Here is a 13,359-nt window from a genome sequence, read left to right as displayed (position 1 = left end):
GAGCGATGAAACAAGACGATATTGCTGCGGTACAGCAAATCGCTAAGATTAGTTGGCATGATACTTATGAAGGTATTATTCCAGCTGAAATTCAAGATTTATTTATTGAACGGGCTTATTCAAATGCCATGATGATGAAACGTTTAGAAAAAACATCTGTGTATGTCGCTATTCATGATGACGAAATTATTGGGTTTGCCAATTTCACGCGCGTAGATGAAGATGGAGATGCCGAACTGACAGCCATTTATTTATTGCCTTCGCATCAGCATTTAGGATATGGGAAGCAGTTATTAAATGAAGGACTTCAACACATTCAAGATGCTCAACAATTATTTGTTTACGTTGAAAGCGAAAATCAAAAAGGTCGTACATTCTATGAACGTAGTAATTTTACATGTGTCGAAGAGTTCGATGAGTTTTTTGAAGGACACCCTTTATCGACAGCTAAATATGTTTATAATTTAAAAACGCCTGTTAACAGTTAAATGTTAACAGGCGTTTTCTTATCTAGTTAAGCTATTAACTTAAAACTACATGTAAAAGCCGTATATGGATAGCGCTAGATGTAGACTAGATTAGCGCTTTCCACTTTTTTATAATGGTTGTTGTGGTTAATTTTGATGTTGCACTTCATTGTTGTAGTAAGAATCTTCTACTGGTGTTTTACGCACGAAACACATAATTGCTGCAATGTAGAACAAAATTGGCGCTAATAACAAAATACCTGACAATAACCCTGCAAAGATGAATAAGATTCCTGCAGCTTTCGGACTCTTGTTTTTGGACACTTTCACTACGCCCAATATACTTAAAATGACGCTGATAAGTAAAGTTACAACAATTACCCATCCTACCACGCTGACTACATTCAGACCGACATCAACAACATCATTAAATACAGCAATGTCTTCAGCTGTCATGGACGGATCGGATAACATTACTTCTTTTTCTAACATTTGTTTCAATTCATCGGGGTTTGCATTGGATGCCCCCACAACTGTAAGTGTCGCAAAAATTAATAAAATGACGTTTAATATAGTACCAATTACACCTAATGTTACTTCTCCCGCTCTGCTCAAAGCATTCACCTCTTAAATTTTATTTACTATATTATGTACGAACCACAGGTAATATGGTTTCATTATTCTTTATTCCCTTAAGAAATTATGAATAAACCTGTTTTAAAAGTGGAATGCACGGGTACACAATCAGTAATACCATAATGGAAGGAGTTGATGCAAGATGGAAAAGAAATTAATTTTCAGTCAATCAGATTTCATGTACACAATGGTAGGGTCTTCCGTATTAACTGGATTTTTATTTATTTTTACTCAAATGTGAGGGATAAACAATATGACGAAGTCGATATAAAAGGCAACCCACTAAATGAATTAGCGGATTGCCTTTTTTATGCTTTAAGATCTTCATATTCATCAGATTGATTGAAAGCAGACACGACATATGAACAAACGGCTTCCATTTTATATACGTTTTCCCGAGCATATTCTGCTGAACGATCGAGTAATTGTTTAGCTACCCCTTGCCCTCGAAGTGCAGGAGAAACAAATGTATGATCCATCACCATTACATCCCCAAGCAACGTCCATGTAATTTCCCCTAAGGCCTGACCATCTTTTTCATGCACAAATGCGTATGCATCATGACCTAATTCTTTAAACTGGAACTCCATTACCACCACTCCTTTTTTTCAGTTTAGCATAATTTACTCTTTCAATGAAAGCGGGCGAAGTGAGGCTTCAATTTGTTCACGACGTGATTCCAAAAACGGTGGTAATGCAAGGGTTTCACCTAATGTATCCATTGACTCATCAGTGGCAAACCCTGGCTCATCAGTTGCCAGTTCATACAATATTCCATTTGGTTCACGGAAATAAATTGATTTAAAGTAGTAGCGATCAACTTTGCCAGAAGTCATAAATCCTTTTGAACGGAGTAACTCTTCCCATTTATCATAGTCTTCAAACGTTTTTACCCGGAATGCCACATGATGAACACTCCCACGACCTGGTCGCTCCATTGGCAAATCTGCACGTTCTTCAATATGCACTTCTGACGCAGGCCCACCTTCCCCAGTGGAGAAAACCGTAATCTCAGGCATTCCTTGAATAGGTGATGGATACGTGCCTACTTTTGTAAAACCTAATACTTCAGTCAAGACAAATTGTGTTTGTTCCGCTTTGCGAACAGTCAAAGTGACTTGCCCTAATCCAACAACTGCAAATTCTTCAGGAACCGCTGATTTTGTCCAAGGGATTCCATAAGGTACTCCTTTTCCATCATCAACTACCAACATGAGACGTGATCCTTCAAAGTCTTCAAAATACATCGTTTTTCTTCCGAAACGTTCAATCACTTCTTCGAAATAAACATTGTGTTCCGTAAAGCGTTCTTTCCAAAATGCCAGGGCATCTTCACTTTTTATGCGAAAAGCCGTGTTACTGATGCTTGAAACACCAGGTACTGTTTTTGCTGCGTGCGGAATATCAAAATAGGTCATATCCGTCCCAGGTGTACCTACTGCATCCGCATAAAACAGATGATATGACGATGTGTTATCTTGATTCACACTTTTTTTCACGAGTCGCATACCCATTATACGAGTAAAGAAATCAAAGTTTTTTTCAGCGTTCGCTGTAATTGCTGATACATGATGAATACCGGCCAATTCCATAATAATTCCTCCTATATAAAAATATCTCGAATTCGAGATATTTTTTCTTTTAGTTTATCACGCAATTAAAGGATGCGCAATTGTTCTGTTTCAATGTAGAAAAGTGAAAAGTTTCGCTCTAGTTTAACACCGGCGATGGAAGGAAGAAAACGTATATTTCGCCTTTCTGGCACTGGAGCTAGACCAATTGTGCCTTGAAAGAAAGTAGCTGAATGTACAAGATTTATACATTTCACTACATGAAAAAAACCTCCACTTGGGAGGTTTTTCACTTAATTAAATAATGACCGAATGGAATCGATTAAACTATTGAAGAAGTTTTTAACACTTTGCCAAAAGCCCTCATTATCAACAATGTTGCCGATTTTATCTTCAATTGTTTTGCTTAAGTCATTCAATTGATCAGACCATTTACTGAAATCGATGTCCAGTTGTCGAATACGATCCATTAAATCGACCAATAATTGACGGTCTTCTGGACTTAACTCAATTTGGAGTTTCGCCAATTGATCTTGAACAATCTTTTCAACTTCTTCTTTAGTTGCAGGATTTTGTTCTGCGATATCTTTTTTAATCTCCGTTAACAGTTCACTTACTTTTGCTTCATCAATACCCGATTTATCAGCTAAAATGGTTGCCACGGAAAGTTCTTCATTCGCTACATCCGTACGCTCTTTGTCCAATGTTTCTCCACTGACTTCATATGCTTTGTAAATCCCCACTAAAGCGGAATGACCCGTTACTTTCTTTGGTGCTGCCACTTCAACCGTTGCATCTTCGATTCCGGCAGTTAACATTGCATTTTCGTACATTTCAGCGGTTACTTGCGTGATATTCTCTTCTGTCACGATTTTAATCACTAAGCCTTTGCCTGCATCCTCGCGTGTAATTTTTGCGGATGAAAACATACGGGCTGATGAATCTCCATCTTTAATATACTTAACTAAATCATCGCCATTAACTGAGATTTCCTCGACTTCGCTTTCACTCGTTACATTCAGACTGTCTTTGACACTTTGTTTTTCAGCTTCTGTTAAATCAGCTCCATACACGACGATTGGCATGCCAAATTTTTCATTAATCACATTTCCAGAAGATGAGGAACCTGTGCTTGCCAAAGCACCAGAAGGCATTAGCAACGAGGCAGCTAATAGAAATGAAGCAAAGCGGACAATATTCTTTTTCATTGATATTTCTCCTCTCAGAACGAACAATTCTTATTGTGATGGGTCAAGCCATTCTGTCTATGAATATGCTTCCCTTTTGATAATACGACGAATAGGCACAAAAAGTTTCGGCGAGATTTTTCTCCCCATTCTTTTTGTGCCCATTAAAAGTGTATTTTAAACTTAAATGTCAGATTTGACCAAAGTCCAACCATCTTTTTGTTCAATTTTCTTTTCTTTCATTAACTTTCCTAGTGCACGTTTAAAAGAAGCTTTGCTCAAATTGAACATGTCGTAAATTTCATCTGGAGTTGATTTATCAGTAAATGGCATTTTACCGCCAACATCCTGCAAGTAACGATACAGTGTTTCTGCATCATCCATCAATCGCTCCTGTTTTCGTGGCAGCATCGAGCCATTCAATGACCCATCCTCTTTCACACCAATCACTCGAATTTCAACTTCTTCACCTATACGTGGTTCAGCCATTTGTTCCGTGTGGTGAACAAACACTCTGTACCCTTGAGGAACGCTGATAAAAAACGAACCGATTGGCAATAAGCGGTATGCTCTAGCCTTCAAATTTTCATTCATTACAGATGTCGGCGCTTCCACGAATGTTTCAGCTACGCGATCTTCGGTTGCCAGTCGACCGAATAAGTCTCCTTTAAAATCGGTTCTCAATGTCATGTATAAATGATCACCAGTTTTTGGCCATAGCTCTTTTAATAATGGCAAGTCAGATGGTTTCACAATCACTTCACGTGAACTGCCGATATCGACGACTGCACCTTCACGCTCGTCCATCTTAATGACTCTTGCCCATCCGTAAGTACCTTTTGTGATATGTGGCAATGTGGAAGTTGCACTTAAATTGCCACGACGGTCTTTAAATAAAAATACTTTAATTGTATCGCCTTCCTGAACTCCTTCAGGTGCTTCAGATCCATTGATTGGTACTTCAATTTCACCATTGGATAATATCCATTTAGAAGATTCCTGTGACTTTATCTGTAAGTCAACAATTTCTCCAGATATCATTTCGCTCATAGCGGACACTCCTTTCGCTTTTTCCTATTCTGATTGTTGCTGTTCTTTAAGTTCTTCAAGTTTTTGAAGAAAGTCAGGGTTTTCTTCCATCGCTTGAATCAAGTCTGCAATACGATCGATCGAATTCCAGCTTAAGTGATGTTCTATTCCCTCAACATCTTCATATATTTTGTCTTCCTGTACGCCAATTAAACGCAAAAATTGTTCCAACAAATCATGACGCTTAACCAACCGCTTTCCTAATTTCAACCCTTTCGGTGTTAACATCAGACCTCGGTAGCGTTCATATATCAAGTATCCATCTTTGTCGAGTTTTTGAACCATTTTCGTTACAGAAGAAGGAAGAACTGAAAGGGATTCAGCGATATCCGATACACGCGCATATCCTTTTTGCTCAATCAGCATATAGATTTGTTCAATATGGTCTTCCATACTAGGTGTCGGCATCACTCTGTTCCTCTCTTTCCATAGCTTATATAAGTGTACTATAGTCGCTTATCGTTCTCAATGAATAAAGCAAAGTGCAACAGGATGCTAAAATCTACACAGACGCTGAATGATCATTAACAGCAGATACTTCCCCAAAAGAGTTAATTACAAAGTTGCATCTCCTAATTATGTAGGTTGTGCTAGCTATATATGCCGAAACGTACAAAAAACAACTTAATTTTAGTTTGAGTGGTTTATGGCGAAAATATCAGGGGTACTTTACTAATATTAAAGCGGCCTAAATGCAGAGAGGATGAGCTTGAATGGGTAGAATTTTATGGATGATCATCGTCGTATTATTAGTTATTTGGTTATTAGGACTTGTATTTAAAATTGGCGGCGGTCTGATTCACTTGATTTTATTAATTGCAGGTATCATTTTAGTCGTACAGTTAGTAACGGGTAAACGAAAACTGTAACAAAAGGGATGTCCGTATATTACGGACATCCCTTTTCATGTTATTTGATTTTGGCATAGATACAAGTATCACGTATATATTTACCATCCGCAGATAGCGACTCTTGCTTCAGAATTCCTTCTAACGTAAATTTTAATCGTTCAGCGACAGCCCGACTTCTCACATTATCTGTATCGCACCGAATTTCCACTCTTCTGGCTCCCAACTCTTCGAAAGCAAATTCAGTCAAGCGCTCAGCCGCTTCCGTCATATAGCCTTTCCCTTCAAATCGACTGTCCAACCAGTACCCAATTTCAACCTTAGGTATGTCCCAATTTATACGATGAAAGCCGCTTGCCCCAATAAACTCACCTGTTTCTTTTAAAAACAAATGAAGTCGCAAATCTTTCCTTGTGACAAAATCGGCAACAGCCTGTCTTGTATTTTCAGTTGTGTCTTCGATTTTTTGACTACTTTGTGCCCACGGCATCCATGGTTGGAGGGCTTTGTGGGATACTTTGACACTTTCCCACACCAATGGTGCATCTTCAACTTTTGGCGCACGGATAAAGAGTCTCTCCGATTCAAATGAATCCGGGAAATTACGCATTGCGACATGTACTTTCGCTTCCGATTTCTCAGGTACTTGCTGATCATCCCACAAGACCGGGGTAGTCGTACCTTCAATAAAGTCTTCCCTAGTTATTCCATACGTAATAGCATCATAATAGGAATTTTCTTTTGGTGAAAACCAAGCTTTTCGAAGATGCCCTTCTTTTACAAACCCTGCACGTTCAAACGTTTTGCGCATGGCAAAGTTATCTTGTCGAGTATGCCCTTCCACACGAATTTTCTTTTCAGGCAAATTGAATACATATTCCGCCACTTTGATTAAAGCAGCGGGACCGTATCCATGACCCCGATAACTATCAGCAATCCGCAAATCAAATACGGGTATTTCATCTTGCAAATCGAACACTTTTACAATACCAACTTTTTGCTGCTCATCATTTTCGACCCAAAACGTTTTGACTTCGTCTGATTCGTACCCGCCCTCTTCAATAGTCTTTTCAATAATTTCTCTCGCAGGATTTGAATTTCCGTGAAATGGCCAGGTATTTGTGGTCATAAAATGTATCAGTTGTTCTTGCTCTTCCATTGTCCATTCTGTTAATCGCATGCTCTTCCCCCGAACGGCGTTACTTTTGAATGCGCAGTCATCTCATTGAATTCAATACAACGAGTAACGTTGCCCCATATCTGCAAAGATCACAATCCAAAGAGTCAGCCACCCTGGAATGATCAGCAGTAACGCCACTATTTTTAACCCTAATGCAAACATAATGTTTTCTTTAATAATACGCAATGCTTTTCGGCTTAATTGAATGGTATATGGAAGTTTTTCCAGGTCATCAGCCATTTCTAAAGCGTTATGATTTGGAATCGAGGTCCAGGTTGACAGTTTGGGGTTCCAGGTAGACAGTATCGGGGTCCAGGTTGACACTTTTGGGTTCCAGGTAGACAGAATGGCATTCCAGGTCGCACAAATTTCTTTCACCGTCGTTTTGATTCTTAGGAAGTACTTAAAGATTGCTTCGCTTACTCCAAATAATAAAAATGTATCTGCGCAAATAAAGGATTTAGCTTTCACTCTAGAGAATATATATCATGTATATAAGGTTCAGAGAAGAATCACTTCACTAAGGGGGGTTGAGGATGTATAAACAAATTTTGGTGGCCGTAGATGGTTCTGTACATTCGAAGAGAGCAGCAACTCACGCTGTTTTCCTGGCGAGCTCAAGTCCGGATGCGCATGTTACCTTGTTATATGTTTTGGATTACGATAAAACAAGGACTGATGTCATTCATAGCATGAGTAGTGAAGAGTTGCATATAGATCGCAAAAACAAGATTATGCCTATAAAAGAATTATTTACGTCCAAAGGGATTTCAACTGAAATTAAATTGCTGCATGGTGAAGCCGGTCCTGTCATTGTGGAGCATGCGAACCAGGAAAATTACGATATCGTGGTAATCGGCAGCCGGGGGCTAAACACCCTACAGGAAATGGTGCTTGGTAGTGTAAGTCATAAAGTGGCAAAACGTGTACATTCACCTGTCCTACTAATCAAATAAACACCTTGAAGCAAATGAATTCAGTACTTACTAATAAACTCGAACTCAGACTGACCAATTCATTGGTCAGTCTTTATGTTCGTTCAGGAGATGATCCAGTGGAAAAAGGTCCATTAAATTTACTTACAGATGTTCCCGGTGTAAAAGTGGGACATGTCACGTTGAAACAATATTTGGATGAAAAAGATTCGATTTGTACAGGGGTCACTGCGATATTGCCACATGAGCAAAATCCATTCCTACATAAAGTACCTGCTGCAAGTTTTGTCCTGAATGGCTTCGGCAAGACGGTCGGTCTCATTCAACTTGAAGAACTGGGATTAATGGAATCGCCCATAATGCTGACAAATACATTCAGTGTCGGAGCAGTATTAGAGGGCACACTCTCCTTCATGTTGGAACAAAATCCAGCAATCGGAGATTCAACGAGTTCGCTTAATTTGGTAGTGGGAGAATGCAACGATAGTCATTTAAATTCGATGCGCCTTATGGCGGTTCGCCCCGAACATGCGATTGAAGCTCTGGATAACGCTACACCTGGAAGTTTTGAACAAGGTGCAGTTGGTGCTGGTACCGGGATGATTTGTTACGGGGTGAAAGGAGGCATCGGCAGTTCATCGCGAATTGCTAAACATGAAGAATACGCTTTTACTGTAGGAGTTCTTACATTAACGAATTTCGGTCGTGCTCATGAGTGTCGAATGGCAAATTGGGCACAAGACAATTTGGACAAACCAGATGGGTCCGTCATTATCATCGTTGCAACAGACGCTCCTCTAGACGCACGTCAATTGAAGCGAATGGCGAAACGTGCAGCAATCGGACTCGGCCGAACGGGTACACACATACATAACGGCAGTGGTGACATTGTTATCGCATTCTCTAATGCCAATATCATTTCACATGAATCAAATCATCCGTTTGAAACACAAACGTTATTAAGGGATGATCATCCTCTTATGAATGAACTATTCCAAGCGGTGATTGAAGCTACGGAAGAATCTGTTTATCAGTCTATTCGCTTCGCTGAAACTACAACGGGTCGTTTAGGCAGAGTCATTGAAAAAGGGGATTTCTAATAAAAAGGGACTTCCGTTCTCACGGAAGACCCTTTACTACTTTCATATTTCCCTCTATTCACGGTTTGAGACAATCTATTCTCAATTCGCTATATAACAGTTCCAATCCACCATCCGAGGGAGACGGACAAAAAACCACCGACGAGGGTGAAAAATGCATAACCTACTGCTTTTCGTTGCTGTCCTTTCGACCAGCTTTCAATGAATTGAACGGCAAAAGTCGAAAAAGTTGTGAATGCACCTAAAAAACCAACCGTCCAAAATATGAGCAACCAGCTCGTTTCCACGGCTATATACAGGGATAAGCCCATCAAGAAGGAACCTGCGCAGTTAATCAACAGAATTCCTTTCATACCTTGGATTTTTAGGGAAATGGCATATCTCAACATAGCGCCAAAACAACCACCAAGTACTATTGAGAAAAGTGTCATTTACATGCACATCCAAACTTATAGCCTAACGCGGCTGTAACAAAACAAGTCAATGTCATGCCAAGACCATAAGCCATTGCCAACACAAAATGATTTTGCATTAGATCTAGCCATTCCGCAGAAAAAGTTGAAAAGGTAGTAAATGAACCGAGAACTCCCGTTGTCCATAAAACGGAAGCGGGTTTTCCGGTAATGGCAGCACGTCCTGCCAACCATCCCAAAACGAAACTACCGATTGGATTTACTATCCATAAAACAAGCGTATCTGGCGTAGTCAACATCACGCTATAGCGCAATAATGCACCAAGCATTCCACCGATGCCCACTAATAAAAATTCCTTCATACGATTAACACGCCCTAACATACCCTCTTATGGTTTTAATGTTAACGTATGGGAATCTTGTATGTCACCATTTACCATCGTTTCATGATAGTCTCCTTCAGCCCAGTCATTCACTTGATTATGGAACCATTTTGATTTCATATGACCGCTTTGACCAGGCCCTACGATGTGATGGGCACTTGATAGGTCCTTCATATCTGCTACAAAACGCCAAGAAGCCCCGTGATCAACCGAGCCATCTGCAGCAAACCCTGCAGCTTGAACCGTAATATTGGAACCACCAATCGGCACATGTGATGGATTTAAGAAATAAGCAAAAATTGGTGACGCACCTGCTAATGGATGGTCAAATGTGAGTTGGTGGTAATCTCCCCACTTCCAGTCATCCGAGTTTTTGCCAAACTCCTCCGTAATAGAAGTGACGGCAGTTTCAAATGAATCCATCATCCACTTATCCACCCCTCCATGCTCCTTCACCCATGCCCCTTCTTGATTTTGGAAACTTTCACGCATCATGGCATCCGTAATATTGCCTTTCCCTGCCAATAAATCGTAAATATCTTTTGGCATTTGATCCTTGAATAGAGTGGCAGGCAACTGTTTGATCCATTTATGGAAAACGAGAGGTGCAGCAGCATCAACTGAGTCCACTTGATCCCATTTTTTTAACATATCCGTTATATCATCATATTTATTTTCTTTATCCATTTTTTCAACGGATGTAACCATCTCTTTTAAGAACTCTCGTGCCTGTAGATTATGTTGATCCATTTGAAGAGCCATCATATCTTCCTTCGTGAAATCATCGCCTTCTTCCAATACTTCCGCAATCCGTTCATAGCGGTAGGATTGAGCCCAAAAGTCGGTAATGTGATAAGGATACGAATTGTCTACCACTTGATTATTTGCAGTTGCGATATACCCTTCAGCAGGATTCACAACAGTCGGTAGTTCATCATACGGAACGTACCCTTGCCAGCCGTATTCCTCGGAATCACCTGGTACTGGCAACTGGGCATCCCCCGATTTTCTAATCGGAATACGACCATTCGCTTTGTACGCAATGGTTCCATCTTTTCCTGCAAAAACAAAGTTTTGTGCGGGAGCATGAAAATCCTCCAATGCCGTTTCGAACTCATCCCAATTAGAAGCCTTGTTCATATTCAGCACGGCTTGTAGTTCCCGCGTGGGCTCCAGTGCTGTCCATTGCATGGAGAACTGCGCCGTTGGTTCTTCTACATCAAACATGACATTTGAAACAATTGGGCCATGGCGGGTAACGACAACTTCGAAGTCAACCGTTTCACCATCTTTCACTTTAATCGGTTCGTTACGAACTTCAGCCTGTTCCCATTTTCCTTCATATTTGAATTGTGTTGGGTTCTCAGGATTTGGTGTTTCGATATAAAGATCTTGAACGTCAGGGCCAACGTTCGTTACACCCCAAGCGATTTCGTCGTTATGACCCAAAATAATACCTGGTATTCCTGCAAAGATGACACCGCTTACATTTTGCTCTGGTGACTGTAGATGCATTTGATACCAAATGGACGGCGTGCTTAATCCTAAATGCGGATCGTCCGCAAGCAATGGATGGCCCGACTTTGTTTTATCTCCGGAAACCACCCAGTTATTGCTACCATTGAATTCGTTAGGAATAACAGTAGGGTCAAATTGACCTGCAACTGTTACTTGGTTCTCTAAATTTGCTGCAATAATCGCTGGTTTATCTTCTGGATATGTAATGAATAACTCACGAGCTTTATCTTCAGGATAGTTCCCCAGTGCCCAATGGCGAACAGCTAAACTCGACCAATTCCCGCCAAGATCATACGCCATGAATTTTCCGATTGTTAAAGAATCTACTTCTGTCCAATGCTCAGGCTCATATTCCAGTAATTTAAACTCAAATGACAGTTTGCCTTGCTCGCTCGCCTGTTCCATGTACGCATTCACGCCCTCTGCATACCAAGAGAGCACTTGCTTTGCGTCTTCGTCATATCCAGCCCAAGAATCTTTTGCAGCTTCTCTCAAACTGAACGTACGGAAGAACTGGTCTGTTGTTACCGCTGCTGCACCCACCACTTCGGATAAACGACCGCTAGCTTGCCGTCGCGCTAAATCCATTTGAAACATGCGATCCTGTGCTTGCACGAATCCTTGAGCCCGATATAAATCCGCATCACTTTTCGCGCTGATATGAGGTACCCCTTGTTCATCACGGGTAACCGTTACTTCCTCGTCCAGTACATCCACTGCCATGTTCCCTTCAATTTGCGGTTTGGATTTACTGATGTAGGCATTCAAAAAAATGACTACGGCTAAAAGAATCAGTGCTATGCTGCCGACAATCCAAGCAATCCACTTTCCTATTTTTCTCTTCCCCTTCACTTCTTTCTCCCCCTGATACTTTCTTACTATATTATTTCGACTGATACAAAAAAAGTCCTTCCAAATAAAAAACAAGTGGACATGACCTGTCACAGTCCATTCCACTTGTATTATTCCAATAATTCTTCTACAGATTGTTTCTTTAGTTTAACGGAATGAAAGAAGCCTCTAATCCCAATGGAATTAGAGGCTTCTTCATTTATTCATTTTCGCCTACAATTTTCACTTCAAGATCTAATTCAATACCGAATTGTTCTTTTACTTTCTCTTTGACCATTTCAATTGTTTGGATATAGTCAGTAGCAGTGGCATTGTTTTTATTTACAATAAAGCCTGCATGTTTCGTCGACACTTCAGCTCCACCAAATCCTTTGCCTTGCAACTCGCAATCCTGAATAAGTTTCCCAGCGAAATAACCTGGAGGACGTTTAAACACACTTCCTGCTGAAGGATATTCCAAAGGTTGTTTAGATTCACGTAAATGTGTCAAATCCGCTATTTTCGCATCAATGGTCAGTTGATCTCCACTAACTAAGTCAAATTCTGCAGATAATACATAATAGCCTTTTTTCGTAATCACACTCATGCGATAATCCAACTCAAGCTCATCTTTCGATAAGACCAGCTTTTCCCCTTCATGAGTCAATACAGTACACTGGAAAATAACATCTTTTATCTCTCCACCGTATGCGCCCGCATTCATGGCCATTGCACCACCGACTGAACCTGGGATACCACACGCAAATTCGAGACCTGATAAGGTTTCTTTTGCTGCAGCTTTAGATACATCAATGATATCAGCACCGCTTTGAGCATATACACGCGTACCATCAATTTTTATTTCATTTAACTTAGACAAATTCAAGACAATTCCACGTACTCCACCATCTCGGACCACCATATTGGATCCATTCCCTAGCAAAAGCATGGGTATCTGTTGTTGATGGGAATATGACACAACAAAAATTGCTTCTTCTTCGGTAGTCGGAGATACAAATAAATCGGCCCGGCCACCCATTTTTGTCATCGTGTGCAAGTAAAGTGGTTCATCTATTTTTACACATTCGTGTGAAATTTTTTCTGTTAAATCGTCAAACCAACGCTGTTTAGTCATGAAAAGCCAAATCCTTTCCCTTAACTCTTTCCATTACATAGTATGCGTATTGGCGATCTATTTGAC

At 40.4% G+C, this 13,359-nt stretch carries 15 protein-coding genes and 1 pseudogene; 4 read left to right on the top strand and 12 right to left on the bottom strand.

The features are described 5' to 3' along the window. The first annotated feature begins 5 nt into the window (after nucleotides 1–5). Nucleotides 6–488: a GNAT family N-acetyltransferase gene (locus tag MHH33_RS02640; protein ID WP_342542878.1), complete on the top strand. Its 483-nt coding sequence runs from the start codon at nucleotides 6–8 to the stop codon at nucleotides 486–488. Between the two features lie 126 nt (nucleotides 489–614). Here MHH33_RS02640 and MHH33_RS02635 read toward each other — a convergent pair whose 3' ends face one another. From MHH33_RS02635 to mntR, 6 genes are all read right to left on the bottom strand, one after another. Further along, nucleotides 615–1,082 (bottom strand): DUF4064 domain-containing protein, encoded by a 468-nt coding sequence (locus tag MHH33_RS02635; RefSeq protein WP_342542877.1) that lies wholly within the window; start codon nucleotides 1,080–1,082, stop codon nucleotides 615–617. Between the two features lie 329 nt (nucleotides 1,083–1,411). After that, complete coding sequence (locus tag MHH33_RS02630; protein ID WP_342542876.1) at nucleotides 1,412–1,693, bottom strand: GNAT family N-acetyltransferase; 282 nt, start codon at nucleotides 1,691–1,693, stop codon at nucleotides 1,412–1,414. 33 nt (nucleotides 1,694–1,726) lie between these two features. Continuing rightward, on the bottom strand, nucleotides 1,727–2,695 hold the full coding sequence (locus MHH33_RS02625; protein WP_342542875.1) for a ring-cleaving dioxygenase: 969 nt from the start codon (nucleotides 2,693–2,695) through the stop codon (nucleotides 1,727–1,729). Nucleotides 2,696–2,967: 272 nt separating this feature from the next. Continuing rightward, the gene (locus tag MHH33_RS02620) at nucleotides 2,968–3,882 is read right to left on the bottom strand and encodes a DUF1002 domain-containing protein (RefSeq protein WP_342542874.1); all 915 of its coding nucleotides are present in this window, start codon (nucleotides 3,880–3,882) and stop codon (nucleotides 2,968–2,970) included. 162 nt (nucleotides 3,883–4,044) lie between these two features. Further along, on the bottom strand, nucleotides 4,045–4,911 hold the full coding sequence (locus MHH33_RS02615; RefSeq protein WP_342542873.1) for a S1-like domain-containing RNA-binding protein: 867 nt from the start codon (nucleotides 4,909–4,911) through the stop codon (nucleotides 4,045–4,047). A gap of 24 nt (nucleotides 4,912–4,935) precedes the next feature. After that, nucleotides 4,936–5,358, bottom strand: coding sequence for a transcriptional regulator MntR (mntR, locus tag MHH33_RS02610; RefSeq protein WP_016429711.1), 423 nt, complete (start codon nucleotides 5,356–5,358; stop codon nucleotides 4,936–4,938). Nucleotides 5,359–5,663: 305 nt separating this feature from the next. Between mntR and MHH33_RS02605 the strand changes: the two genes are divergently transcribed. Next, complete coding sequence (locus MHH33_RS02605) at nucleotides 5,664–5,819, top strand: lmo0937 family membrane protein (RefSeq protein ID WP_342542872.1); 156 nt, start codon at nucleotides 5,664–5,666, stop codon at nucleotides 5,817–5,819. Nucleotides 5,820–5,859: 40 nt separating this feature from the next. Here MHH33_RS02605 and MHH33_RS02600 read toward each other — a convergent pair whose 3' ends face one another. Together MHH33_RS02600 and MHH33_RS02595 are read right to left on the bottom strand one after the other, a co-directional pair. Continuing rightward, a complete protein-coding gene (locus MHH33_RS02600; protein WP_342542871.1) occupies nucleotides 5,860–6,978 on the bottom strand; it encodes a GNAT family N-acetyltransferase in 1,119 nt (372 codons plus the stop codon). A gap of 37 nt (nucleotides 6,979–7,015) precedes the next feature. Further along, a pseudogene (locus MHH33_RS02595) lies at nucleotides 7,016–7,218 on the bottom strand (hypothetical protein); the annotation flags it as partial. Nucleotides 7,219–7,514: 296 nt separating this feature from the next. On the opposite strand from MHH33_RS02595, the gene MHH33_RS02590 reads away from it, so the two are divergent. Together MHH33_RS02590 and MHH33_RS02585 are read left to right on the top strand one after the other, a co-directional pair. Continuing rightward, on the top strand, nucleotides 7,515–7,934 hold the full coding sequence (locus tag MHH33_RS02590; RefSeq protein ID WP_016429707.1) for a universal stress protein: 420 nt from the start codon (nucleotides 7,515–7,517) through the stop codon (nucleotides 7,932–7,934). A gap of 98 nt (nucleotides 7,935–8,032) precedes the next feature. Continuing rightward, a complete protein-coding gene (locus MHH33_RS02585) occupies nucleotides 8,033–9,013 on the top strand; it encodes a P1 family peptidase (protein ID WP_342542870.1) in 981 nt (326 codons plus the stop codon). 89 nt (nucleotides 9,014–9,102) lie between these two features. Here the strand turns inward: MHH33_RS02585 and MHH33_RS02580 are convergent, their stop codons facing one another. The 4 genes from MHH33_RS02580 to murB all read right to left on the bottom strand — a co-directional run bounded on the left by MHH33_RS02580 (nucleotide 9,103) and on the right by murB (nucleotide 13,293). Beyond that, on the bottom strand, nucleotides 9,103–9,444 hold the full coding sequence (locus tag MHH33_RS02580; RefSeq protein ID WP_342542869.1) for a CrcB family protein: 342 nt from the start codon (nucleotides 9,442–9,444) through the stop codon (nucleotides 9,103–9,105). Then, nucleotides 9,441–9,788 carry a CrcB family protein gene (locus tag MHH33_RS02575; protein WP_342542868.1) on the bottom strand — a complete coding sequence of 116 codons (348 nt, stop codon included), beginning with the start codon at nucleotides 9,786–9,788 and terminating at the stop codon, nucleotides 9,441–9,443. Before MHH33_RS02575 ends, MHH33_RS02580 begins: the two co-directional genes overlap by 4 nt. Before the next feature lie 27 nt (nucleotides 9,789–9,815). Next, complete coding sequence (locus MHH33_RS02570) at nucleotides 9,816–12,179, bottom strand: penicillin acylase family protein (protein WP_342542867.1); 2,364 nt, start codon at nucleotides 12,177–12,179, stop codon at nucleotides 9,816–9,818. 199 nt (nucleotides 12,180–12,378) lie between these two features. Beyond that, nucleotides 12,379–13,293: a UDP-N-acetylmuramate dehydrogenase gene (gene murB / locus MHH33_RS02565; protein ID WP_016429702.1), complete on the bottom strand. Its 915-nt coding sequence runs from the start codon at nucleotides 13,291–13,293 to the stop codon at nucleotides 12,379–12,381. Nucleotides 13,294–13,359: the final 66 nt, after the last annotated feature.

Source organism: Paenisporosarcina sp. FSL H8-0542 (genome assembly GCF_038632915.1).
Classification (GTDB): domain Bacteria; phylum Bacillota; class Bacilli; order Bacillales_A; family Planococcaceae; genus Paenisporosarcina.
The sequence above is the reverse complement of the archived record's forward strand: the minus strand, read 5'-3'. Positions and strand labels throughout refer to the sequence as shown.